This window comes from Brenneria populi, from assembly GCF_036016195.1.
Lineage (GTDB): Bacteria > Pseudomonadota > Gammaproteobacteria > Enterobacterales > Enterobacteriaceae > Brenneria > Brenneria populi.
The window spans coordinates 29,924-55,005 of sequence record NZ_JAYWTM010000031.1 but is presented as its reverse complement, the minus strand read 5'-3'; the positions used below and the strand labels follow the sequence as shown (position 1 = coordinate 55,005).

The following is a 25,082-nucleotide window of genomic DNA, read 5'->3' as shown; positions in this document are numbered from 1 at the left end:
CCTTGCCATAGCGGATGATTAAGCCGAAAAACCCGTAGCGCTTAGGGCAGCTTGGCAATCACCTTAATCTCAAACTGAAACCCGTAAAGCCACGTCACGCCTATCCCGGTCAAAGCGGGGTAAGGCGCCTCCCCCCAATATTCTGGCAGAACACGCCAGATAGCGTCGAGGTTCGACTCGGGATCGACGACAAAGAGGGTTACGTCAACCACGTCGCCGAATGTGCAGCCCGCAGCCGTGAGAACAGCATTAAGGTTATCGAATGCCCGCCTGACCTGTGTTTTTATATCGGGTTCAGGCGACCCATCCTCGCGGCTGCCAACCTGCCCCGAAACAAATAAGAAGCCGTTAGATTTGATGGCCGGTGAATACTGATTGCGCTCATAGAGCGCCTGCCGGCCAAAGGGAAATACTGCTTCGCGTGTTGTCATGTTTGTACCTTTGCAATGGGGCGAAATCTGCCCAATGAACAAAAAGGCACTTTACAGGTGCTGGGTCGGGTGGATAAACAAGCGACTTTGTCCATCATTGTTTGTAAAATCCAAACAATCTATGAAAAGAGAGGATAAGGAATGGATCGCTTCGATGCGATGCGCGCCTTTGCTCGTGTGGTAGAGGCGGGTAGCTTCACAAAGGCTGCCCAAACGCTTCATATGAGCAAAACTACGGTGACGCAACTCATTCAGCAGTTGGAAGCGCGCCTGCGCGTCAAGTTGCTCCATCGCACCACCCGCAAGCTCGGCGTCACTCCCGATGGAGCGGCCTACTACGAGCGCGTCATCCGCCTCTTGGCGGATATGGACGATGCTGAAACCAGCCTGTCCAGTGCGGCGATTACGCCCAGAGGGCGGCTACGGGTGGATGTGCCCAGTCCGCTGGCCCGCCTCGTCCTGGTGCCGGCGCTACCTGCTTTCCACGCGCGCTACCCTGATATCCAGCTCGACATGGGCGTAAGCGACCGGGTGGTGGATCTGATCGGCGACAACGTGGATTGCGTTTTGCGCGGCGGCGAAATCAACGACCAGTCCCTGATCGCACGCCATGTCGGCGATTTGCAAATCGGCGCCTATGTCGCACCGAGCTATGTGGAACGCCTTGGCGCCCCTGCGCATCCGCGAGAGCTGGAAAACAGCGACCATCGCATAGTGGGATTTCTGTCCTCACGCACCGGTAAGATTGCGCCTCTGGCACTGCACTGTGAGAGTGAACATATTGAAATCAAGAGCAACTATGTGCTCGCAGTGGATGATGGCAATGCCTACCTCGAAGCTGGGTTAGCGGGGTTAGGCGTGATTGCGCTGCCAGTCTATATGGCGGCAGCACATCAGGCTTGTGGCGCCTTGATTCCATTATTTGAACAATGGCGTTTTAATCCAATGCCGCTGTACTTGGCATTTCCACCGAACCGCCATGTCAGCGCCAAACTGCGAGTTTTTATTGATTGGATCATTGAATTGATGCAGCAGCATGCCCCGAATTTCAACAATGAGTAACCGCATCCCTGCCCCTCTGATTCGCTCCTACTGTAGCCCTTTCGCGGCGACGCGGCCGATGACGCTGCGGCCATCGTCGCCCGGTTCGAACACGGCCACCTCGCGTTGCAGCGTACGATCCAGGCTCGTCCACCGCTCCTGTTCCATCTCGCGTCCCAAGGTCTGCTGGATCTCCATTTCCGTTACCGTTCGGAATCCACAAGCCATCAGGAAAATAGAGAAGAAAGAGGGGAATAGCAGCCCTATTTGAATACTAACCGCATATTCATCGCGCCAACACATCGTTAACCAGGGTTCAAAAAACATTCACCCTTCTTCACTACACACCAACGAGAGCGAGAATATTCTCAATATTCGTTTCTCATCTGGTTTATTCCTTTTTCTCTGCGATAAAAGCTCGACGCACAAGGAATGCTTAGCCCTAAATGGAGGAAATCATGGCAGTTATTCCCCTTATGCCTTCAGGTGGTTTTTCTCTTTTGCATCAAAACATGAGAGAAGCCCGCATGAACGGAAACGCCGTCTAATATGGCAACGCCGCAAACGTATTACTGGTTTTATCAGCAAGTTCGCAACCATGGTCCGTGGGATTACAAACAGAAAGATCGTATGTGGGCCAAGATCGGTTAAGTGGCTTGGATCCTGACGGGCCACCGTATGTGACCGACATCATTCAGGCTGGGGCGGGAAAAAAGAAATCCTTGAAACAGATGGATCCCGGCAAATTCCAGCCAGCACCACTCTTCCATTTTCTCCACACCCTCTGCAACAACATGAATTCCAAGGTCGTCACAACATTGGACAATGGCACGCACTATCGCCTGTTTGACGCCACTGATATGTATGTCCTCTATCAGAGCCATATCTATCTTTATCTTATCGGGTTGAAACCGGGCGAGTAATGTCAGTCCTGAATATCCGGCACCAAAATCATCAATAGCGAGCCCTATCCCGGCAATGCGCAACTCTTTTAACGCCTGGTAAAATGCACGCGGCTCCGTGATGACTTCCGTTTCAGTTACTTCAATAATGACCTGATCGGGTCTCAGACCTGCTGCCCTGATTTGTTTTATCAGCGTTGCCACAGCACCGGGGACGGAGTGAAGGACTCCGGGCAGGAGATTAACTGACAGTTTCTCACTGCATTTGAGCATCCTGCCCCCCAACATAAATGCATATGCTTTTGTCTCGAGATCAAAGTTGTAAAGCCTGTCAACAGGAACAGATTCGAACATTTCGGCAGGAGATGCCCCTGAAGGACTGCGAATAAGGGCCTCGTAAGAGGATATTCTGCCTGTCAAGGCTTCCACTATGGGCTGCAGGGCGAACTGACAGGGGTGTTCCGGGTCTCTGTGCGGCCATTGAGTAAGCGTAAACAGTTCCTTGCCTTCCCGGTCCCACTGCAGAGCACTGAACTCTGCCGGTATAGTATGTCGCCCCCGGTAGGCGAGAAATGTCATGACAAACCTGAATATTCGATCATCCTGAGGACAGTCCCCCCTGAAATGGCTGAGGGTACGGATATCCTCCAGTATGGCATCCGCAGTTTGGCTGCGTAGATCAAACAGCCGCATACCGGTATCATGAAAACGCCTGTAAGCTGCATAGTCCTGCATCAGTTGCACCACAGAGCCGTGTCGCATGTCAGCGCTGATCCGTCCGAAGAGAGCGTTGATCACACTTTCCTCTCCCTCAAGAACCTGAAAGAACGCCGAACCATCAAACAACAGTACTCCTGTGACATGACACGCGTTATTTTTACCGAGGGCCTCGTCTACAAGCGTATGCAGGCAGTCCTGCTGAAAGTCGGGACTCATCAGACTGCGGTATATCAGTGTGGTCAGCATACATTTACTTCCTTCAGGAATAAGACTTGAATCTGCAATGTTAAAAAGAGACCACTGATGCCATAATCAATCCAGCATCCTTCAGTCCACTTCCAGTGGTAAAGTACGTATGCATGCGAATGATATGGAACACGGGATGAGCCTCACATTACCATGTGCCGAAATGAGATTCACCATACTTTTACAGGAAAGAAACAGGTATGACCGCAGGGAGGCGGCGATGTATGAATGAGCGCAAAAGATGTGATTAAATAAAAATTTAACGCGCTAATTTTTATACTGAAAACGGAATCAGATCCCCTTATTCATGCTCACTGCTTTTCTGTAAAATATAAAAAATGATGTATGTAAATATAAAACAAAAATATCTTATTTGATATGACAATGTTAACTGCACGATTTATATGAGTGCTTCATTGACAATAACGCTTGATTTCTTCAGGAGAGCATTATATAAGCAGAAGAGGTTCGTGAGGTAGCATGAATACTGATATTTTTTCCGTGGTACATATGCAACCCCGACGGGGTGAGTATGCAAAATTTGATATCAATGTTTTAAATGACACCGAACTGGCCAAGTTTCAGGCAATAAATAATGCGTATGCTGTCATTGAATTCGATATTAACGGTATAATAAAAATGTTAATGATATCTTTTGTAAAAGATCGGGATATACCAGAAGTGAACTAAAAAATAAAGATCATCAGAAACCACTCATTGACGGAGAAATTCGTGGACATGGTATATGGTGGGGTAAACTGCTGTCAGGAAAGGTTAAAAAAGGAGAATTCATAAGGCAGAAAAAAGATGGCTCTGTATTCTGGATTCATGCAACCTACACCAGAGTTATAAATCAGAATGGTGAATGCACCGGGATCATTAAAGTTGCTCAGAACATAACAGTATCCAGATTAGAGGAACTGGAAAAGCGTTACAAATCCAGGGCGATTAATATAGCTCAGGGCATCATTGAATTTGACGTTAATGGTTGTATTCTAAAGGCCAATAAAAATTTCCTGCGAATCTGCAAGTTCAGCCTCCATGAAATTAAGGGACTTCATCATCAAGAACTGTGTGAAGAAGAATATGTCAATTCTTCGGAATACAGAGAGTTGTGGAAGAATTTGCGTAAAGGTGATTTTGTTAATGAGCGTTTTAAAAGAGTGGGTAAAAACAAATTGCCTTTCTGGATACATGCCACCTATTGTCCATTACGGGACACATACGGCAATGTTTATAAAATAAACAAATATGCTTATAATATTACAGATGAGATCATCAGCAGCCAGATCTCAAAAAAATAGGTGAGATACTTTCCCTACTTGTTAAGTTGATTATTTTCTGTTCTCTGCGAGAAAACGTTTTCATGAAAATCATCGATCCCTTCGTTGATTCCCCGCCCAAAATATTCCCAAAAGAAACGCCTTTCATTGAGTCTAATGCCGTTCACTTAAGCCGGTTTTTAGGGGAAACACCGGGGGAGGTTCCCGTAGGGACGCCTCACCCCGGTGGTCGCCCCGTGTATCTCGATGCTTAAACGATCGGCGTTGTTTCATTGAGTCTGTCGTTTTTCCGGGCTTTGGCAGCATGGGACAAACAAACCATCCTGCACCATTTGTGATTACTGGCGCTCTCCGGCGACCATAACCCGTATAAACCAAAGTGCGAAAACACGGTCAACAAGGCGCTGCGGCTAATGGGTTATAACGCCGAAACGGCTGTTTTTTCTCGGGCGGACTATGCAGGCGGTTCATTCGCGACATGGCGTAAGGCGATCAGGCCAGCGTCGACCCCAGACTCATTCGTGCGATCCTAAGCAGTTGCGCCGGTTCTGCGCCGGTCTGGGCGAACACCCGCAGGCCAGAGATTACGGTGACAATCAGCGTAGCCACGTCCTCGGGCGAGGATTCGGGGCGCACGCTGCCGTCGGCTTGCCCGACCTTCGCGGCCTGGGCCAGGAGAGAAATACGGTGGTTCAGGTCATGCTCCAGGATGCTTTGCACCCGGCGATCGCTCCACCGTATATCCGGCGACATAAACGTATGCACGGTCATGCATCCGGCTGCATGCCCCGCCTTACGCGCCGTCCGCTCCTCGTCGATCACCATCTCGACGATCCGCCACAGCCGCGTACCGCCATCAAGCTCAGCATCGGCGAGTACCGTCTCCTGCCGTTGCGCCATGACTTCGACGTATCGACGCAGGGCCTGCACGAACAGCTCTTCCTTCGAGGTGAAGGCATTGTACAAACTGCTGCGGCGCACGCCGGCGACTTCGCACAGCCGCTCTGTGGAAGTGTCGGCGAAACCATGAACGCGGAACTCTGCCGCCGCAAAGTCCAGTACCGTCTCTGTATCGAATAAACGTGGTCTACCCATGCGGTGAGCTTAGCATATTCTGTATAGTAATATACAGAACGCGTGCTCGGCGCGCATAGCCGAAGGGGCCGCGTAAAACTATCACCGGCGCGGCGCTTGGCTTTCCACCATCAGCCAGCCAAGCGGGTGGCCGACATGACACATCCCCGTTACCTATCAGTTCAGCTCGCGCCGTATCCGCTCCCACACTTAACGCTCTCCCAAAGTCGGAGTGATTCAAACGCGTTGCTTTTTTTGGATTATAAAATACAATAAAAGCAGTTTTGTATTTTAAAATACAATACTAAACAGCAAGAACCCTGATTTTGTCGACGCTTAGACCGGTACCGCGACACGACATCACGTTGATCGGAGAAGCCAATGACAGTACGGGACCGACGCTTCCGGGCAGACGCTGAGCTACGCACACGAGTCGTCGACTGGCGTACCCCCCTTGCCGCGATAGTGTGATTTTTAATCCCAAGCAACAACCCGGATAAGACGCCGGGGAGAGGACTCAATGAATGCAACAGTCACATGCTATTAAGAAAGTTCCCGGCGCCGTATACATATTGGCAATCGGAATCTTTGCCATGGTTATGAGCGAGTTCGCCGTCGCAGGGCTCATGCCGCAACTCGCGGCGGGCTTTAACGTCACCATCGTCCAGATAGGTTATCTCGTCACCGCGTTCGCCGTTGCCATGGCCGTCGGCGGGCCCGTGTTCGTCTTCCTCCTCCGTCGCGTACCGCCGAAGGCGAGTCTGCTCACGATCCTCGCGATCTTTCTCATCGGCAATGTCATTGCGATCTTCGCATCCAGCTACGGCGTTATGGTCGTGGCGCGCATTGTCACAGGCGTCGCTTCACAAGCGTTTTTCGGCGTGGCGATTTCCCTGTGCGTACGCCTCGTTGATGAGAACAGCCGAGGACGGGCGATCGGCGTCGCAATGAACGGACTCATGCTCGGCACGCTTCTCGGTCTTCCCGCGGCCACGCTGATCGGCGAACATTTCGGCTGGCAATCGGCCTTCTGGGCAATCGCAATCGCCACCGCTCTGGCCGGCGTCTTAACCCTGCTCTTCGTCCACAACCCGCGCTCCGAAGGTCAGCCGCCGGAATCCGCCCAATCAATCAAGGAACAGGCGCTGGTGTTCATGCGTCCTCAACTGCTGCTGGCGCTGCTTTCAAGCACGCTTATCATCGGCGCCACTTTCGCTGTATTCAGCTTCTTCACCCCGATTCTGACGACGCTCTCTGGATTCGACCTTGGCACCGTCCCATGGCTTCTATTCGCCTACGGCGCCGCGACGGTCATCGGAAACAGCATCGTGGCCCGCCTCGCAGATCGCCACACTGTCGTGGCGCTGCTCGGCGGGACAATCCTGAACGCGCTGTTCCTTACGGGACTCGCGTTGTGGACTCAGATCGCCCCCGTCGCACTTATCTTAATGATCGCTATCGGTTTTGTCGGCGTCACAATGAATCCAGCCATGACGGTACGAGTGCAGCGCGCAGGAAACGCTTCACCACTGGTGAATACCGTCCACTCATCCTTCATCACCCTCGGCGTCATTATCAGCAGTGCGTTAGGCTCGTCGTTGATCGAGCGCTACGGCCTTCACTCGACGCTGATTCTTGGCATTGTAATGGCGATCCTGGCAATTCTGACGATTCTGCCCGCCATGGCCAACGCCTATATCCGTACCGGAAAGCGTGACCGGAGCCTGGCATAGTGGAAGGACTGTTTTAAACCACACCGGTTTTCTTGGATACCTGGCCGTCTCTGGGCGATGGCCGGTAGTGGAATCTACGCCGCTCATTAATTTAACGCTGCTGAAGCGCGAGTCGGATCCCGAGACCACAGTAAATACAGCCGACTACTTTGCCCTGCCACTTTACCACCCTCGGATAACGGCGCAGGAAATTCCCCATTTTACCCGCCCCCAGGGCAAAGATAAGCGTGCTCCCGAACCCCATCATCGTAAACAGTATGCCTAGCGACAGAAGCTGTAGGAAAACGACACCGTTTTCCGGGCGTACGAATTGCGGCAAAAAAGCCAGAAAGAAGAGTGCCGTTTTGGGATTAAACAACTCGGTTAATATCGCTTGTCGAAAGGCCAGCCCCGCCGACAAGCGTACCGGTTCCCGCGCCGGTATAGCCGTATCCCTCTGCCTGATGGCCCTGACGCCAAGATAGAGCAAATAGATCGCCCCCAGATATTTTATGATGCCGAACAGGGTGGCCAATGCAGCAATAATCGCGGAAATACCCACGACAGCGAACAAGATGTGGATGATATCGGCAACTGAAATCCCCGCGCCGCCGCCGAACGGCGGTATCGCAGTAAGAATCAGGTAATCACCGACTCAACACGCATTAAATAAAAATAATGAGTGATAAAAAATAGTCTGGCGTAAACAAAACCGCATTTACATCCCCCAATCCAAACCGGCCATAAGTAACGAGTAAAAAGCAGATCAGGACAGTTAAGGATCTGCCTTAATTGTCAATCGCTAAAATCCGTCGCGTCGGAAGCGCCACGCCACACATCCAGATCCTTACGTACGGCCTGCATTTTCTGCTCGGCAAGCGTGTTGGCGATTTTCCCGGCAAATAAGTGAACCGGGGATTCTGCAGCTGTAGCCGCTTGTAGGATCAGGGCGGCCACCTTTTCCGGATCGCCAGCCTGCTGGCCATCCAGCTCATTGAGATGGAGCGCCAGAGAAGCCTGTACTGCGGTATAATCCGCGATCGAATGTTGAGCGACCGCCAGACTATCTTTAGACAAAAAGCCGGTACGCACCGGGCCTGGATAGACCACCGTGGCCTTAATGCCCAACTCGGCCACTTCGGCGGCCAGCGTTTCAGTCAGCCCCGCCAGCGCGAACTTACTGCTGACGTAACTTCCCCAGCCGGCATATCCCCCTTGGAAGCCAACGATAGAAGCGATGTTGAAGATATGGCCGCCGCGCTGTTTGCGCAGATGCGGCAGCGCGTGGCGCAGCACATGCAACGGCGCGAACACATTGACCTCGAAGTTACGCCGCAACTCGGCATCGGTGAGTGCTTCGACCGCCCCCTGCTGACCGTAGCCGGCATTATTTACCACGCGGTCGATACGGCCAAATATCGTCATGGTCTTTTCGATAGCCGCCTTCACGCTTGCTTCGCTACACAGATCGACTTCCAGCGCCAGCAGTCTCGGATTGTCGCTGCCGAACACATTGTTAAGGCTGGCGAGCGAACGCGAGGTAGCCGCAATCCTATCGCCCAGGGCCAGCGCCTGGCGGGCCAGCGACAACCCGATGCCGCGCGCGGCGCCGGTAATAAACCAGACATTTTCAGTTTTTGTTTGTTGTTGCATGGGGTGATACTCCGTCTTGTTCAATGAATTACTGAACAAAGCTTAGGCTGGCGAGACCGAATGAACCAGGCCTGGAACTATTGAATCATTGCCTATTCCTATATGAATCTATTTATATAAAATGTTTTTTGCGACAATAACTGCACATTTGTCTAATAAAGGGGCTTTGCGTCATGTTTATTTCAGCGGGCGAGCAGCAAGCAGAGATGAGTCGCCTGATTAAGCAACTGGCGCCCCATGAAGGCTATACGAGCACGCTGTTGGATGACGTTCGGCTGATGCGAGCCGATCGGCCTTTGGGGCGAACGCCCGTGTTATATGAGCCAAGCATCGTGATCGTCTGCCAGGGAAGTAAGCGGGGTTACCTGGCCGACCGGGTGTACCACTATGACGCCCGGCATTACCTGGTGCTCTCGGTGCCCTTGCCGTTCTCGACCGAAACCTGCGCCAGCCAGGAAGAGCCGTTGCTGGGGATCTCGGTACGGCTGAATATGATGAATATCGCCGACCTGATGATAGACGTTGACCACTCGGCCAGTGACTCGCTGGCGGAGCCGCTTGGGATTATCTCAACCCCCTTGGACTGCCCGCTCGCCGATACGGCCTTACGGCTTTTAACAGCGCTAACCTCTCCCCTTGAAGCCAAAATACTCGGGGCAGGCATCATCAGAGAGCTCTATTTTCGCGTACTTAAGGGCGAGCAAGGGGGGGCGATACGCGCGGCATTAGCCAGTCACGGCGGCTTTGGCAGGATCGCGCGCGCGCTTAAGCGTATTCACAGCGATTATTCACAGGCTCTGGACGTAGGCTTGCTGGCACACGAAGCGGGCATGGGGACGCCTACGTTTCATGCCCGCTTTAAAGAGGTAACGGGAACCTCTCCGATCCAGTACATAAAATCCGTCCGTCTGCACCAGGCTCGACTGCTCATGATCCGAGATAATCTGACGGCCGCCGCCGCCGCCGCGCGAGTCGGCTATGAAAGCCCGTCGCAGTTCAACCGCGAGTTCAAACGCACTTTCGGGCGTAGCCCCGGAAAGGAGGCGCGGGAAATGAAAACGGCCTTTGCGTTGTTGCCGGCGGTTCAACTGGAGGGGATTGCATCCACACTTTGAAAGATCGGACTGTCCCCCTCATCACCGGAGAAATCGTGATGTAATCCATCACTTGCATCGACTTATCCTGCAGCCGCGCCTTTAACTGCGCTACGGAGGGATCTCCGCCTGCCGTCGCCGGCGCGGCATCGTCGTATAAACGTAAACGTAAGGCTTCATAACGCCCCTGGTATTCCAGCGCCACCCGATCGGCGGAAATCGCCGTCACTTTGGCTGCATAGCCGGGAACCGCGTCGCCGACGCTGCGTCTGATGGGCTATGATAAGAAAACTGATGCCGCGATCGCGGAGTAAGGCGGTGTCCAGTTTTACTGGGTAAGTAACATACATTATGAAGTTACGGCATCATATAAAAAAACGGATCTTTGTCGATATACATGACAAAGATCCGCTAATACTTAGCCGCGCGTCGAGAAAAAATCAGCCCACGCGATGTGGTTTACAGATTCAGTTCTGATTCTTTCAATGCCGTTCCGCCGCCCATCACCTTGTAGAAGGTAATCAGGTTCAGATAATACGCCTGTTGCGTACTGACCAGGCCGGTACGCGCACTGTAGAGCGTACGCTGCGCGGTCAGCGCGTTCAGGTACGTATCCACTCCATTACGGTAACGCAGATCCGCCAGATGATAATAAGTCTGCGATGCCGCCACATTGTTACGCTGGCTGGCCAACTCATCCTGGATGGTGCCGCGCCGCGCCAGTGCATCCGCGACTTCCTTGAAAGCAGTCTGCACCGCTTTCTCATACGCCGCCACGTAGTACTCCTTCTCCGCTTTGGTGTACTTCAGATATGACACATTGTAGCCGCCGCTGAAAATCGGCAGTGAAATGCTCGGCGCAAATGACCAGATTCCGGCTCCGTTTTTGAACAGCGAGGAGAGCGCGGAGCTGCCAACGCCGCCGCTGGCTGTCAATGAGATGCTCGGGAAGAAGTTCGCCCGCGCCGCGCCGATACTGGCATTGGCAGACTTCAGGTTATGCTCCGCTTCCAGCACATCCGGGCGATTAAACAACGCATCGGACGAAATGCCCGCCGGCACTTTGCGGAACGCCTGCTCCAGCGCATCAATATTATCCGGTAATAGATGATCCGGCACGCTACGGCCCACCACCAGGTCCAGCGCGTTTTTATCCTGCGCCACACTGGTGGTGTAGTTGGCGACATCGGCCATCGCCGACTGGTAGGTCGTTTCCGCTGAGGAGACATCGACCAGTGAAGCCGTACCATGCTCCATCTGTTTGCGCGTCACTTCCATCGACTGGCGTGCGCTTTCCGCCGTCTCTTTGGCTATCTCCAGATTGCTACGGTCGGCCGCCAGCGTCAGCCAGTAATCCACCGTATTATACAATACCGTCAGGCGCGTACTGCGTGCCCCCTCCAGCGTGCCGAGGTAGGTTTCATACTGCTCGCGCGTCAGGCTCTGATTTTTGCCAAACAGATCCAGTTCGAACGAACTGACGCTGCCCTCGGCTTCATAACTGTTGCTGATGGCGGTCTGGTTGCCTTCACCGGTCAGCGCACGCGACCGCGTACCGCTGACACCGGCACTGATGGTCGGAAACAGTGCAGAACGTTCTTCGCCATACTGCGCATGGGCAGCCTTAACGCTGGCGACCGCTTCACGCAAATCACGACTGCTGTCGAGCGCCATCGCCACGACCTGGCGCAGCTTTGGATCAAGAATATATTCCTGCCAACCAATATCCCGATAGTTCGCGGCTTGCGTCCCCTGTAACGAACGATACGCGTCTCCCGGAGGCAAAGTATTGGCGACAGATGCATCCGGACGTTGATAGTCAGGAGCCAGCGACACACATCCCGCCAGGAAACCGGGTAGAAAGACCGCCAAAATTTTTGCTGACATATTATTCCCCCGTCTTCGCAGCAGTTTCGGTGTGACTCGCATGACTATGCGGCAGCCCCGGGAAGATACGGCGGACCAGCACAAAGAATAGCGGGACTAAGAAAATAGCGAGCAACGTAGCGGAAATCGTGCCGCCGATGATGCCCGTACCGATGGCGATACGACTGTTCGCCCCGGCGCCGCTCGATATAGCCAAAGGCAGCACCCCGGCGGTAAAGGCCAGTGACGTCATGATGATCGGGCGCAGACGCATTGATGCCGCATGTACTGCCGCTTTTATCAGGTTTTCCCCCTTGCGGTAATTCTCCTCGGCGAATTCGACAATCAGGATGGCGTTCTTCGCCGACAGACCGACAATGGTAAGCAGCGCCACCTGGAAATAGACATCGTTTTCCAGTCCGCGTAGCGTGACAGCCAGCAGTGAACCAAACACGCCAAGCGGCACCACCATCATCACCGAGAACGGCACCGACCAGCTTTCATACAGCGCAGCCAGACACAGGAACACCACAACCAGCGAAATGACATATAACGACGTCGCCTGATTGCCCGACAGGCGTTCTTGATAGGACAAGCCGCTCCACGCATAACGGGTGCCTTCCGGCAGTTTGCTCGCCAGTTTTTCCATTGCGGTCATCGCGTCGCCGGAACTTTTACCCGATGCCGCGGAGCCTTCGATTTCATACGATGACAAGCCGTTGTAGCGCGACAGCACATCCGGCCCATATGACCAGTGGGACGATGAGAAGGACGAGAACGGCACCATAGTAGTGTTACCCTCGTTATCAGTACCGCTCACAAACCATTTATCGATATCTTCCGGTTTGCTGCGGAACGCTTCATCACCCTGCATGTAGACCTTTTTGACCCTGCCGCGATCGGTGAAATCATTGACATAAGTACCGCCAATCGCCGCGCTGAGCGTGGTGTTGATATCGCTAATCGACAGGCCAAGCGACTGGGCTTTTTCGTCATCAATATCCACCTGCAACTGGGGCAGATCCGGCAGGGTGTTGGCTCGCACGCTGCTGAGCACCGGGTCCTGGTTGGCTTCGGCAATCAGTTGGTTACGTAACGTCAGCAACTCATCACGGCCGGTGCCGCCGCGAGCCTGTAACTCGAAGGTAAAGCCGTTTGACTGTCCCAAACCAGAAATCGAAGGGGGCGACAGTACAAACACCTGTGCATCACGGATGCCGGAGAGATTCATCATGGCGCGACCGGCAATAGCATCGGCGGTATTTTCCGAACCTTTACGCTCGCTCCAGTTTTTCAGCGAGACAAAACCGATACCGGCGTTCTGCCCGCTACCGGCAAAACTGAATCCGTTAACCAACATGCTGACATTAACGTTGTCCTTCTCCTGAGTGGCGAAATATTGCTGAATCTGACGGCGGACTTCGCTGGTACGGTTTTCGGTCGCCCCCGGGGCCAGGGTATACTGAACCATGATATAGCCCTGATCTTCCGTCGGCAAAAAGCCGGTCGGCAAGCGCAAAAACATAAAGGCGCAGCCAATCAGCAGTATCGCGTACAGCAGCAGGTAACGTACCGAGCTGCGGATCACGTGCCCGACTTTTTGGTGATAGCGCGCCTGGATTTTTTCATAACTACGGTTAAACCAGCCGAAGAAGCCCTTCTGACCGCTTTCATGGTCGTGCGGTTTCAGCAGGGTGGCGCAAAGTGCTGGGGTCAGCGTCAGCGCAACCACCACCGACAGAATCATCGAAGAAACGATGGTAATGGAAAACTGACGGTAGATAACGCCGGTTGAACCGCTAAAGAAGGTCATGGGCAGGAATACCGCCGACAGTACCAGCGCAATACCGATCAGTGCGCCGGTAATTTCCTTCATCGATTTCTCTGTTGCTTCGCGTGGCGGCAGCCGCTCCTCGCGCATCACGCGCTCAACGTTTTCCACCACCACAATGGCGTCATCCACCAGCAACCCGATGGCGAGCACTACACCGAACATCGTCAAGGTATTGATGGAGTAATCGAAGAGAGCCAGCACCCCGAAAGTGCCGAGCAGAACGACCGGTACGGCAATGGCCGGGATCAGAGTGGTACGGATGTTTTGCAGGAAGATAAACATCACGATCACCACCAGAACGATGGCTTCACCGAGGGTTTTGACCACCTCTTCAATCGAGATTTTAACAAAGTCGGTGCTATCGAGCGGATAAGCAATGTCATAGCCGCTCGGCAGGCTGGAACGGAACTCGTCGACAGTCTTTTTCACGTTCTCAGCAGTGGAGAGCGCATTGGCGCCGGACGCCAGTTGAATCGCTATACCGGAAGCTGGATGACCGTTCGCCAGCACGTTGGAACTGTAGTCATCATCGCCCATCTCTACACGCGCCACATCGCTCAGATGCACAGCTGAGCCATCCGCCTGACTTTTCAGCACGATATTGCGGAACTGTTCCGGCGTTTGTAGACGGGAACGCGAACGTACCGTCGCCACCAATTGCTGCTCTTTACTGGCTGGTTGGGCACCGATCTGCCCTGAGGAAACCTGGGTATTTTGCGCTTCCAGCGCCGTTTCCACATCAGACGGCATCAGCGAATAGGAAGCCAGTTTGGCTGGATCGAGCCAGATACGCATTGCATATTCCGCACCAAACACCTGCACGCTGCCCACACCGGACAAACGCGCCAGGGTGTCTTCCATATTACTGACCAAGTAGTCGGCCACGTCAGAAGAGGACGCTTTGTTGTTTTTGTCGTACAACGCCATGATCAGCAAGAAATCGCTTTGCGCTTTCTCAACCGTCACCCCCTGCTGCGTTACGGCGTCCGGCAAACGGCTTTCCGCCTGCTGCACTTTATTCTGCACCTGCACCTGAGCGATGTCAGGATCGGTGCCCTGCTCGAAGGTGACGGTGATCTTGACCTGTCCGGTAGAGGCGGTGCTGGTGGAGGAGAAGTAAAGCAACCCATCCAGACCGGTAAGCTGCTGCTCAATCACCTGAGTCACGCTACTTTCCAGCGTCTCCGCCGAGGCTCCGGTATAGGTGGCCTGAATGCTGATCTGCGGCGGCGCCACATCAGGATATTGCGCAATCGGCAAGCTTTTAATGCTGAGAATACCGAACAGCATAATGCAGATGGAGATTACCCAGGCGAATACCGGCCGTCGGATAAAGAACTGAGCCAACATAATCAGTTCCCTCCGGCGGCGTTCGCGCTGGCGTCAGAGGAAGTCGCGGCGCCCGTTTCTACCGGTTTCACGGTTTGGCCTACGTGTACTTTACCGGTGCCTTCGACAATCAGTTTATCGCCGCTTTGCAGGCCGCTGTCGATCAGCCATTTACTGCCGATCACACGATCGGTCGCCACTTCACGGCTTGCGACTTTATTGTCTTTATCCACAATCAGCACGGTGGCATTGCCCTTCGCGTCGCGGGTAACGCCCTGTTGTGGCGCCAGGATCACATCATTTTTCACGCCATTGCTAACGGTGGCGCGCACATACATGCCAGGCAGTAGCTGATGATCGGGGTTAGGGAAAATGGCACGCAGCGTGACGGTGCCGGTTGATTCATCGACCGAAACTTCCGTCAGTTCCAGCTTCCCGGTATGACCATAGGTCGAGCCGTCTTCCAGTTGCACCGTTACCGGCACGTCATCACCGTTCCGATGCAAAGAGGCCTGCTGACGCTTCAACTTCAGCAACTACACGCTGGACTGGGTCAGATCGACATAAATCGGGTCGAGCGCGCGAATCGTCGCCAATGCCGTGGTTTGCTCAGACGTCACCAGCGCGCCGGGCGTCACCGATGAAATACCGATACGACCACTAATCGGTGCTTTGATCCGGGTATAGTTCAGATTAATACGCGCACTCTCGACGGCCGCTTTGTACTGCGCTACCGAGGCGACATTTTGCTGATAAGTGGCTTCTGCATCGTCCGCATCCTGACGGGATACACCGTTTTCTTTCACCAGCGCCGCGTAACGTTCGGCTTTCAATTTGCTGCTTTTCACCACCGCAGTGGCATTTTTCAATTGACCAACGGCTTGGTCATAGCTGGCCTGGTAACTGGCGGGATCGATTTGATAGAGAACCTGCCCGGCTTTTACCTCATCCCCTTCGGTAAACAGCCGTTTCTGAATAATGCCGCCGACCTGCGGACGCACATCTGACGTCATGGTACCAGTGACGCGTCCCGTTAATTGACTGGTTAATGTAACCGGTTCTGTTTGAAGCGTTTTTACGCCAACTTCCGTGACCACTGAGCCGGAATTGTTCTCTGCACTCTGGTCGCAAGCGATAAGCAAAAACACCATGCCCGCAATAACATACCGCTGAAAAACCATCATGGTAACCTTATAATGAACGTTCATTCTCAAAAATGGAGTTTAACAAACAACTTACGATGGTGTATGTAAACGAAATGAAAAGAACATGCTTCTCGTGAATGTCGGAAAACTCTACAAGGGGATGATTAAGTTTGCATAAGCACTGGACTGCGACCCTCAATTTATTTTGGCTGACTGACCGCAAGTAGGACGCATTAAATTGCGGGATACAGCCTAATAAAAAGTCGATTGGTTGCATTTAAACATGACATCTCCGAGCTATCCAAGATGCTAAAAATGACCTTATACCTTCAATGCCACATGGCTATCTATCGGTGAATTGATTTCACCTTGAATATTGTGAAACATCATCTTTCGAATACTTTAAAGAGTTATAACAAATGCTCTTTTTTCTGATGAGGATACAGATGAAATATTCTTGCCGTCTCCTGCGATTGATTGAGAGACATTAGGTGCCCCAAAATAATGTTTCACTGATTAACTACTTTTCGATGAAGAGGGATCATCTTGCTAATGCTAACTTCAGAAAAAGTACGCTACAGCGAGATAAACTCGCTCTATATATGGCAGAAAATTTTATTCTATTGCAGCAACAGCGTTAAAAGAAAGAAATTGTCGGGAAGGCAGCATGCCCGTCCAGATTACATGTCCTCCGCACTGACCATCCTGACGGGGCGACCGCGTGGGCGATTACAGCCGGAGGCGATGCCGCCGGCTGATGCCGGAACGCGCTGCGTCACGCCAGCGCCAGTTCGTCGAGCAGCGCGGCGAGCCGCCGTCGATCGGCGCCGTCCAGCGCGTTAAGCGGCAGCGGCAAACAAGGGGATGCAACCAGCCCCATAAGCTCTGCCGCCGACGCCGCCACGCGCAGGCTGCCGTACTTGCCGAACAGATCCCACAGCGGTTTCAGACGTTCGGACAGGCGCAAGGCCAGCTTGGCATCTCCCGCCTGCGCCGCGCGCGCGATCGCCAGCGTCGTTCGGGGAAACACGCCGCCAGTCACCGAATACCAGGACTCGCAGCCGGCGTTCAGGCCCAACGCGCCGCAGGCATCGCCGCTCACGCCAAGGGTAACGTGCGACGGAAGCAGAGCGCGCAGCCGCTCTACCCGGGCGCGCGCCTCATGGGCCTCGGCGGGAACGCCTGGGATCTTGATGGAGGCCACGTTGGGCAGCTGCGCGATGCGCCCGTGCAGTTCATCGCTGAACTCAAAATGCGTAGTGCCGGGATTATCGTAGACGCACAGCGGCACGGACAGCGTGCGGGCGACCGTTTCATAAAGGCCGAAGACCTCATCGGAAGAGAGTTTTTGGTACGACACCGGAGCCAGCAGCACGGCGCCCGCCCCCGCCTTTTGCGCATCTTCCGCCAGCGCCAACACGTCACGCGTACGTAGCGCGCCGATCCCCACCATAACCGGCACGTTGCCGGCGTGCTCCACGGCGAGCCGGGCGATACGTCCCCGCTCCGCCCGGGTGAGATAGGCGTAGCTGCCGGTAGAGCCCAGCGCGCCGATGGCATCCACGCCGGCGTCGGCAAGCCGCTCAATCAGGCGAATAAACGAGACCTCGTCAATACCGCTCTCGGTCATGGGGGTCAGAGGAAATGCGCTAAGGCCGGAAAACAACATCGTGAAGACTCCTTGTATCAATGGATAGGGATAACCCGCGCCATGCTGCGCATGGGTTATCGGAGGTTGCGCGCCTCGAAGACGACCCGATCGTCTGGGCCGCAACGCCGGCAATCAGAGAAAAACCCCGCGAAACAAGCCGGCGCGGCGGAGTTCCGTTGCCGGCCCCAAATGGCCGGTGGCGAGATTTCCGGGCGCGGGAATCACGCTATGCTATTTCTCTGACTCGATGCTAAAATTGTCGCCTAACAAACCATATATTGTCATGGGACAAAAGTGAAGATCACCGGAAAAACCGCACAGGAGATTTCTGACTGCGTTCGGACCATGGTGCAAAGCGGCGACCTGTCCCCCGGCCGTTCGTTGCCCCCCGTACGCGAATTAGCGGATACGCTTGGCGTCAACCGCAATACGGTGGCGGCGGCATACCAGCGGCTGGTAAAGGCGGGCATCGCCATTACCCAGGGCCGCCTGGGCACAACAATCTGCGAACCGCCCCGCGCCGGCGAGCAGGAAGGCCTGAGCGCCGGAACGGCGCTGATCGATCTCGCCGACGGCAATCCCAATCCGCAGTGGTTGCCGGATGTATCGACGCTGCTTAGCGGGAGCCTGCCCAGGCCCTTTCTGTACGGCGAAGAGACTATTCTGCCCGAGCTGCGCCGGCAGGGGATGGCGTGGCTCAACGCGGATTGCCCCGCCGACTGCGAGCTAGAGCTGACGTACGGCGCGGTGGACGCCATTGAACGCCTGGCCGCCGCTCATCTGGTGCCGGGCGATAAGGTGGCGGTGGAGGATCCGTGCTTTCTCGGCACCATCAACGCGCTGCGGCTGGCGGGCATGCAGGCGGCGGGGGTCGAGATCGACGATGAGGGCATGCGGCCGGAAGCGCTGCACTCCGCCCTGAACACAGGCGCGCAGGCCGTGCTGATTACGCCGCGCGCGCACAACCCTACGGGATGCGGTTTGTCCAGGAAACGCGCGGAGGCATTAAAGCGGATCCTCGCGGACCACCCTAACGTACTGGTTATCGTCGATGACCATTTCGCTCTGCTGGCCGAAACGCCCTATCACTCTATTATCCCCGCGGCGACGTCGCGCTGGGCGCTGGTGCGTTCGGTATCCAAGGGCCTGGGGCCGGACATGCGCCTGGCGTTCGTCGCCTGCGATATAGAAACGGCGCGGCGGCTGCGCACCCGCCTGGCTCCGGGCATGACGTGGGTTAGCCATATCCTTCAGGCGTTCGTCAGTAGCGGCCTCGCTTCCGCGGCGGTGCGCCGGAAGATTGATGACGCACGGGCAGACTATTCGCGCCGTCGCAACGAACTGCGTACCGCTTTGCTCGCCCAGGGGATCGACGTACCGCCGGCCTCGGACGGGTTCAATCTTTGGATACCGCTGCCAAAAGATGAGAAAGACGTGGCCTACGCGCTGGCCAAAAAAGGCTGGCTGGTTCGCCTGGGGGGCGCTTTCGACGTACAGGGGCAGTCCCAGGCCATTCGGGTCACCGTGTCCGGGCTCCGCGACGGCCAGGCGCAGCGTTTCGCGCAGGATCTGAAAGTATGCCTTGCTCACCCACGTTGACGGCTTGCTCAGGAAAAGATACCCCGGCCGGAAAATCGAGGTATGCGCATCCTCGGCTCCGCCGACGGACGCCCGCAAATAATCCATCTTGACGATCGCGCTCAAGGCTGCTGTTCTTCGCGGCGCCGGCGGGCCGGTTATTCGGCCGTCGCGCGCGAGCCCGGATTACGCTGCCGCGCCGCGCGTATATCGCCCCCGGCCGGCGCCGGCGGCTCGCGCCAGATACGCCGCCATATCGCCGCCGAACTGCGGCGAACGTTATCGCTACCGTCGCTATTCAGCTCCTCGGGCACAATTTCCCGCCAGCGTCCGTCCGCCCGCTCCGCTACGACAAAGTTAAATATGTAGACGGGCTCCAGTCCCATACGCAGATCGCTGAGCACCAGCCGGTCATCAACGACCCGGGCGCGCATAAAGCCGCGGTTGAACCACTGCAGCCTCCGTACGGCGGGGACAGCCCCAACAGCAGGGTATCCAGATCCGGCAAGGTCCCCAGCGCTGCGCCCGCCAGCAGAGCGGCGCGGAGATGGCCGGGCGAGTTGGTCAAATCGCGATATAGTCAACGAGTCGATACGCTGCCTGCGGGAATTAACCGCCATGGGCTATGACGGCGTCTGTTCTCTGGAGCTATTTAACCCAGGCTATTGGCGGCTGAACGCGCGCGACGTATTTGAAATCGGCGCGCAAAAAACCCGGCCATTTCTGTAAATTCCGCTGTTGCCCGACAACAGCGGACATAGAACCGACAATGAATACCTATCTATCCTGGTTGGCATAGACGCGGTTATTTGAGTAATTCGTTAGCGAGAGCAGCCCTCCCGATGCGTTTTCGGCTGATCCGCGCATCGGGAAAAAGGTTGTGAAGATGCTCGGCTTGCGTTTCGCACCGTCAACCTTTGATCTGAAATAACAAGCTGGTTACGTGCCCGATGGCGTACCCTGATGAAAAATCATTTGCCAGCAATCCGGCGCCGATAATATCCAGCAAGACGAACGTAGCGAAGCACGGCGTCCATCTTGCAGCGACGTCAGGTAAAACAGGCTCCATGAATTGAGCCTTGTATACCAAGCCTGGTCGTCTATTTTATCAATTCAATCGATGTTCTTCAGACAGACTACCGCCAAATGAATTTCAGACAAAAAATATCTGATTTCACACTCTTTCAGCGGAAATCCTGTTGCGGATTTTAGGACGCGCGCTGCTGAGATTATCAGTTTTTTCCGGCTTCACTCACGCCAAAGAACGCTAATACCTCTTGCCAGTTATTAACTCGCGGCGCCCACTCCAGCAGCGAATTTTGTGGTGAGGTAAATAAGATCCCTTGTCCGCCAAAACGTTGAAAATGACGAACATTATCATCAATTAAATAATCTGCATGAATAATGCTTTTATCGCCGCAAAATACGATATTCAGCGGGTCGATAAACGGCATATTTGCACGCAGCCAGCGAAATTTATATTCACATGAGTTTGGATATTCCATCGCCGCGGTCGTCAAAAAAATCTCAAAATGTTGGGATAATTTCTGCAAGGCGGTTTGCGCGCCTTCCATAACCGGCAACGATCCGAAAAATTTTCCTTCGGTAAGCAGATCCTCCATTTTCGCTACCTGCTCGGCGGGGAAAAGATCGGTAAAACTTTTGCCGATACAATCAGTAAGCACAATATTATGGTTATAGGTATCGCGATACCAAGCCAGCAACGCTGGAAATGTATCTACAATGACTTCATCCATATCAACAGCGATGCGAACCATGGCTGCTCCCCCTGTCGTTGAATAGATATCCCCCTTCATACTTTAAGACGCAGACGCGCTGGCTCTGTGACTCGCTCCGCCGGGGTCGGCGCCGGCGCGGTTCAAAAACGCTTTGCCGTTTTTATCCTGCAGCTTAAATGCTTCGGTGGGATAGAGTAAAAACCGCGTTCTCAACCGTATCGTATCGGCTTGCCGCGCCGGGCGTGGCGTTCAGACTTATGCCGCCGCGCGTTACAGGGCCCGCCCCTTAGCCCAGTAAGCCATAAAATTAATCGCCTCGCGCGCCACGCCGCGTTCGCCGATCAGATGGCGGCGCAGAAGTTTTACCGCCGTCGATTCCGCCGCCACCCAGCCATAAAATTCGCTGCTTCCGCCGGTGGCCTTATCCCACAGCAGCTCGCCATCCGCCTCTTCCTTCACCGCATCGTGCCGACGGCTTTCCGGCACGCGGGCCCGTATTTTAACCGCCTGAATCAGGCATTCGCCATGGGCCGCTCCGGCCGGCGCGCGCGGCAGCCAGATTATTTCCGCAAAACCGAACGCGCTCAAATCCACGCAGTCCCCGGCCTCCGGCACTTCCAAGAAGGCCTGAATCTTTGGCGGATTCTCCTGACCGGCTATCAGTTCCAGAATGCCCCGGGCCGCGGGAAGCGCCGTTTCGTCGGCGATAATCAGCCCGTTACGCAGCCCGGCGGGAGGCATCCACTCATAGCCGCCGCTGTCTTCTTTATACTCCGCGTTCGGCGCCACCATCTGCACGGCGTCGCCCGGCATAGCATTAAGCGCCCACGCCGACGCGGGGCCTTCGGTTCCGTGACTGACGAACTCCACCGTCACTTCCTGACGCTCGCGATCGACATGGCGCAGCGTATAGGTACGGATCGCCGGGCGCTTCTCTTTCGGCAGCGACAGCGCGATTTGATACCACCGCCCCTCCGCGGGGAGAGACGGCGGCGTGCCGTCTGCGGCGGGAAACAGTATTTTGATGCGCTGATCCGGCGCGTCGCACTTCATGCGCGCCACTTCCGGGCCGCCGAATACCAGCTTCAGCAGCGAAGGAGAAACGGCGCTCTTGCGCGCCAGTCGAACGTTAAACAGGCGGTAGCCCTGAACTTCGGCCATAAACTTCCCTTACTCTTGATTTACGAAATATAGCGGTCATACGTCAAGTTGCCTGTGCGTCGGCTTTGCGATTCGCCCCATCCGTGGGGCCGGCGCAAGCGCCGTTGAAAAACGCTTTCGGCGTCTTTGTCCTGCAGCGCGAATGACTTAGGGTATAAACAGGATCAGAAAGCATAGTTAACGCTGACCGAGTAATTGCGGGGCTCGCCGTAAATAACGCCGCTCGACAGCCCGGTGTTATATTCACGATCGAACAGATTGCTCACGTTCGCCTGCACCGACAGGTTCTTATCCACCTGATAACGCGCGAACAGGTTAGCCAATGGGTAGCTCCCCTGATACAAACGAACACTGTTGCCCGCCGGCCCAGTCAGATCCTTGAAGGTCCGATTCTGCCAGTTAACGCCGCCGCCAACCGTCAGCTGCGGCAGCGTCGGCAGGTTATAGCTGGTAAATAGTTTCAGCTGCGTTTGCGGCAGATTGGAATTAACGCGATCGTTATTAATGTCCTTCGCCACATAGCGGCTGGCGCTGAACGTCAGCATAAGGTTATCGGTGACCGCGCCATTCACTTCGAACTCCGCGCCCCGGCTTACCACGCCTTTAGAAGCATAGTAGGCGTATTCCGAACTGTTCGGCACAAGGAGAGTACCGTCCTGCTGGCCCAGATTCTCCTGCTCGATGCGGAACACCGAAAGCGCTGCCGTCAACCGGCCGTTAAACCAGTCGGATTTAATTCCCGCTTCATAATCTTTTCCGATCACCGGTTCCAGATAGGCGCCCTGACGATCGCGATAAGTCTGCGGCTGGAAAATAGAGGTATAGCTGACAAACGCGGAGTAGGTTTCGTTGATGTCATAAACCAGCCCGCCGTACGGCGTCAGGTTGTTCTTATCCATATTGGCGGTGATGCCGTTGGTGCTGTACTGCGTATAACGCGCGCCGACGATCAGCGATAGCGGATCGGTAAGAGAGAAACGCGCCGCCGCATAGCCGGCTCTCTGGCGAATGGTATCATCGCCGTTAAGCGCCCAATCTCCCCAATCCGGTTCTATAACGTTGCCGTTCCAACCGTTGGTATTGCCTACATCGTTGGCGCTTATCGCCGTAAAACGGCCATAGTAGCGGTTGCGCTGGCGGCTGTAATCCAGCCCGACGACCAGCTCATGCTGCCGCCCCAGCAATTCGAACGGCCCCGTCGCATAGGCGTCGATGGCGTCCTGCTTGCGCAGGCCGTCATACCAGCCGCCATAGGCGGAACTATCACTGGTAAGCCGCCCGGTGGTTTGATTCGCGAATCCGGCGACGTAAAACAGTTTGCTGTCAAAATCCGTTTCCGCGTGCGTGCCGTGCAGGCGCATCTGCCAGCCGTTATCGAAGTTGGTGGTCACGTTGGCGAAAACCTTGCGCGAGAGAATATTGTAATGCGCCCAGTCCGCCGCGGGGTTGGAGCTGCGATCGTAATGGGTTCTTTCGCCGTTTGCGTACCAGGCCGGCAGGCCGCCCCATGTGGGATTGCCGGTATTCCGCTCCAGATAGCTATACCCCACATCAACGGTGGTGCTATCCGTCAGATCGGCTTCAATGGTGCCGTACAGGAATTTTTTACTTTGATGGTAGCGATCGAGCCAGCTGTCCTTATCCTGGTAGCCGGCCACCACGCGGCCGCGTACCGTGCCTGACTGATTCAGCGGAGCGGAAAGATCGGCGACATAGCGCTGATCGTTCCAACTGCCGTAGCTGGCGCTTAAATTACCGCTAAAAGTTTTACTCTCCGCTTTCTTGCGCACCATATTGATGGCGGCGCCCGGGTTGCCGGTTCCGGTCATCAGGCCGGTCGAACCGCGCACGATTTCAATGCGTTCGTAGATCGCCGTATCCTCATCCGTATCGCCGAAGTTCCAGGACGCATTTTGCGTAGTGGGGATATCGTCAAAGGTATAGTTGTTGATGTAAAACCCGCGCGAATAAAAATCAAAACGTTCGGTGTCGTTCTGCGATGTTGAAATACCGGCGGCGTTTTGCAGCACATCGCCGATATTCTGCAGGTTCTGATCTTTAATACGTTGCTGCGTGACCACGCTCACCGCCTGCGGAATATCGCGCGGCGTCAGGTTAAGTTTCGTCCCCGCGCGGGTGACCGGCACGGTATAGTCCCGCTCTTGCTGGCTGGCGCCGCTCTCCGCGCCGCCGGCGCTTACGACTATCGTATCGCCATTATCGCGCCGCGAAGCCTCGGCGGAAGCGGACGCAGAAGTGCTCTCCTGCGCGCGGACGGCGGTGAGGCCCAGCGCGTTCGTCACGCACAGCGCGATAATCGAGACGGAGAAATAATGCTTCAACCCTGTTACGCCGGGCGTTCCGCCGCGGACCTGTTTGCAAGACATGACACTTCCTCGTTAGCATTCTAGTTTTGGCGCCACAAATGAGGGTTTCGGTGAAGAAACTCGCCGGATGTGGCGAAAGCGGATTAAAAATCGCAGCGTTCAAATTATTAAATACAAATAATAATCACTAACATTATCATATGAAATATGTTTAGTAAGCACTGTAATAAATTGGAAACAAAATATTTCACAATACTGATTACAAGGAAGAGGGTTTTTAGGGTAAACGGCGGGGT

At 54.7% G+C, this 25,082-nt stretch carries 20 protein-coding genes and 1 pseudogene; 6 read left to right on the top strand and 15 right to left on the bottom strand.

What is annotated here, in order from left to right:
- Positions 1-41: 41 nt before the first annotated feature.
- Positions 42-431: a RidA family protein gene (locus VSX58_RS20235; RefSeq protein WP_327619677.1), complete on the bottom strand. Its 390-nt coding sequence runs from the start codon at positions 429-431 to the stop codon at positions 42-44.
- A gap of 141 nt (positions 432-572) precedes the next feature.
- On the opposite strand from VSX58_RS20235, the gene VSX58_RS20230 reads away from it, so the two are divergent.
- Positions 573-1,493, top strand: a complete 921-nt coding sequence (locus tag VSX58_RS20230; RefSeq protein WP_327619676.1) for a LysR family transcriptional regulator — start codon at positions 573-575, stop codon at positions 1,491-1,493.
- A 27-nt stretch (positions 1,494-1,520) separates the two neighbouring features.
- Here VSX58_RS20230 and VSX58_RS20225 read toward each other — a convergent pair whose 3' ends face one another.
- Positions 1,521-1,799: a hypothetical protein gene (locus VSX58_RS20225; RefSeq protein WP_327619688.1), complete on the bottom strand. Its 279-nt coding sequence runs from the start codon at positions 1,797-1,799 to the stop codon at positions 1,521-1,523.
- Positions 1,800-2,119: 320 nt separating this feature from the next.
- Positions 2,120-3,340 (bottom strand): diguanylate phosphodiesterase, encoded by a 1,221-nt coding sequence (locus tag VSX58_RS20220; RefSeq protein ID WP_327619675.1) that lies wholly within the window; start codon positions 3,338-3,340, stop codon positions 2,120-2,122.
- Positions 3,341-3,820: 480 nt separating this feature from the next.
- Here VSX58_RS20220 and VSX58_RS20215 point away from each other — a divergent pair, with 480 nt between their 5' ends.
- Positions 3,821-4,030, top strand: a complete 210-nt coding sequence (locus VSX58_RS20215; RefSeq protein ID WP_327619674.1) for a hypothetical protein — start codon at positions 3,821-3,823, stop codon at positions 4,028-4,030.
- The gene (locus VSX58_RS22540; protein ID WP_349825812.1) at positions 3,991-4,644 is read left to right on the top strand and encodes a PAS domain-containing protein; all 654 of its coding nucleotides are present in this window, start codon (positions 3,991-3,993) and stop codon (positions 4,642-4,644) included. Before VSX58_RS20215 ends, VSX58_RS22540 begins: the two co-directional genes overlap by 40 nt.
- A gap of 471 nt (positions 4,645-5,115) precedes the next feature.
- Here the strand turns inward: VSX58_RS22540 and VSX58_RS20210 are convergent, their stop codons facing one another.
- Positions 5,116-5,718, bottom strand: a complete 603-nt coding sequence (locus tag VSX58_RS20210; RefSeq protein ID WP_327619673.1) for a TetR/AcrR family transcriptional regulator — start codon at positions 5,716-5,718, stop codon at positions 5,116-5,118.
- A 503-nt stretch (positions 5,719-6,221) separates the two neighbouring features.
- On the opposite strand from VSX58_RS20210, the gene VSX58_RS20205 reads away from it, so the two are divergent.
- Entirely contained in the window at positions 6,222-7,430 is a 1,209-nt protein-coding gene (locus VSX58_RS20205) for an MFS transporter (protein ID WP_327619672.1), read from the top strand.
- 91 nt (positions 7,431-7,521) lie between these two features.
- Here the strand turns inward: VSX58_RS20205 and VSX58_RS20200 are convergent, their stop codons facing one another.
- Together VSX58_RS20200 and VSX58_RS20195 are read right to left on the bottom strand one after the other, a co-directional pair.
- Entirely contained in the window at positions 7,522-8,010 is a 489-nt protein-coding gene (locus tag VSX58_RS20200) for a LysE family translocator (RefSeq protein WP_327619686.1), read from the bottom strand.
- Positions 8,011-8,204: 194 nt separating this feature from the next.
- Positions 8,205-9,062, bottom strand: a complete 858-nt coding sequence (locus VSX58_RS20195; protein ID WP_327619671.1) for an SDR family oxidoreductase — start codon at positions 9,060-9,062, stop codon at positions 8,205-8,207.
- 173 nt (positions 9,063-9,235) lie between these two features.
- On the opposite strand from VSX58_RS20195, the gene VSX58_RS20190 reads away from it, so the two are divergent.
- The gene (locus VSX58_RS20190; protein ID WP_327619670.1) at positions 9,236-10,177 is read left to right on the top strand and encodes an AraC family transcriptional regulator; all 942 of its coding nucleotides are present in this window, start codon (positions 9,236-9,238) and stop codon (positions 10,175-10,177) included.
- 438 nt (positions 10,178-10,615) lie between these two features.
- Here VSX58_RS20190 and VSX58_RS20185 read toward each other — a convergent pair whose 3' ends face one another.
- The 4 genes and pseudogenes from VSX58_RS20185 to VSX58_RS20170 form a co-directional block, all read right to left on the bottom strand.
- Entirely contained in the window at positions 10,616-12,043 is a 1,428-nt protein-coding gene (locus VSX58_RS20185; RefSeq protein WP_327619669.1) for a TolC family protein, read from the bottom strand.
- Position 12,044: 1 nt separating this feature from the next.
- Positions 12,045-15,206, bottom strand: coding sequence for an efflux RND transporter permease subunit (locus VSX58_RS20180; protein WP_327619668.1), 3,162 nt, complete (start codon positions 15,204-15,206; stop codon positions 12,045-12,047).
- A gap of 2 nt (positions 15,207-15,208) precedes the next feature.
- A pseudogene (locus VSX58_RS20175) lies at positions 15,209-16,369 on the bottom strand (efflux RND transporter periplasmic adaptor subunit).
- A 736-nt stretch (positions 16,370-17,105) separates the two neighbouring features.
- Entirely contained in the window at positions 17,106-17,996 is an 891-nt protein-coding gene (locus VSX58_RS20170) for a dihydrodipicolinate synthase family protein (RefSeq protein ID WP_327619685.1), read from the bottom strand.
- A gap of 279 nt (positions 17,997-18,275) precedes the next feature.
- Between VSX58_RS20170 and ptsJ the strand changes: the two genes are divergently transcribed.
- Complete coding sequence (gene ptsJ / locus VSX58_RS20165) at positions 18,276-19,580, top strand: MocR-like B6 salvage transcription factor PtsJ (RefSeq protein ID WP_327619667.1); 1,305 nt, start codon at positions 18,276-18,278, stop codon at positions 19,578-19,580.
- Positions 19,581-19,717: 137 nt separating this feature from the next.
- Here the strand turns inward: ptsJ and VSX58_RS20160 are convergent, their stop codons facing one another.
- The 5 genes from VSX58_RS20160 to fhuE all read right to left on the bottom strand — a co-directional run bounded on the left by VSX58_RS20160 (position 19,718) and on the right by fhuE (position 24,846).
- Positions 19,718-19,993 (bottom strand): hypothetical protein, encoded by a 276-nt coding sequence (locus tag VSX58_RS20160; RefSeq protein ID WP_327619666.1) that lies wholly within the window; start codon positions 19,991-19,993, stop codon positions 19,718-19,720.
- A 476-nt stretch (positions 19,994-20,469) separates the two neighbouring features.
- Positions 20,470-20,628 carry a hypothetical protein gene (locus tag VSX58_RS20150; RefSeq protein WP_327619665.1) on the bottom strand — a complete coding sequence of 53 codons (159 nt, stop codon included), beginning with the start codon at positions 20,626-20,628 and terminating at the stop codon, positions 20,470-20,472.
- Positions 20,629-20,791: 163 nt separating this feature from the next.
- Positions 20,792-21,337: a 5' nucleotidase, NT5C type gene (locus VSX58_RS20145; RefSeq protein ID WP_327619664.1), complete on the bottom strand. Its 546-nt coding sequence runs from the start codon at positions 21,335-21,337 to the stop codon at positions 20,792-20,794.
- 231 nt (positions 21,338-21,568) lie between these two features.
- Complete coding sequence (locus VSX58_RS20140; protein ID WP_327619663.1) at positions 21,569-22,459, bottom strand: siderophore-interacting protein; 891 nt, start codon at positions 22,457-22,459, stop codon at positions 21,569-21,571.
- 164 nt (positions 22,460-22,623) lie between these two features.
- Positions 22,624-24,846 carry a ferric-rhodotorulic acid/ferric-coprogen receptor FhuE gene (gene fhuE / locus VSX58_RS20135; RefSeq protein ID WP_327619662.1) on the bottom strand — a complete coding sequence of 741 codons (2,223 nt, stop codon included), beginning with the start codon at positions 24,844-24,846 and terminating at the stop codon, positions 22,624-22,626.
- Between the last annotated feature and the right edge of the window lie 236 nt (positions 24,847-25,082).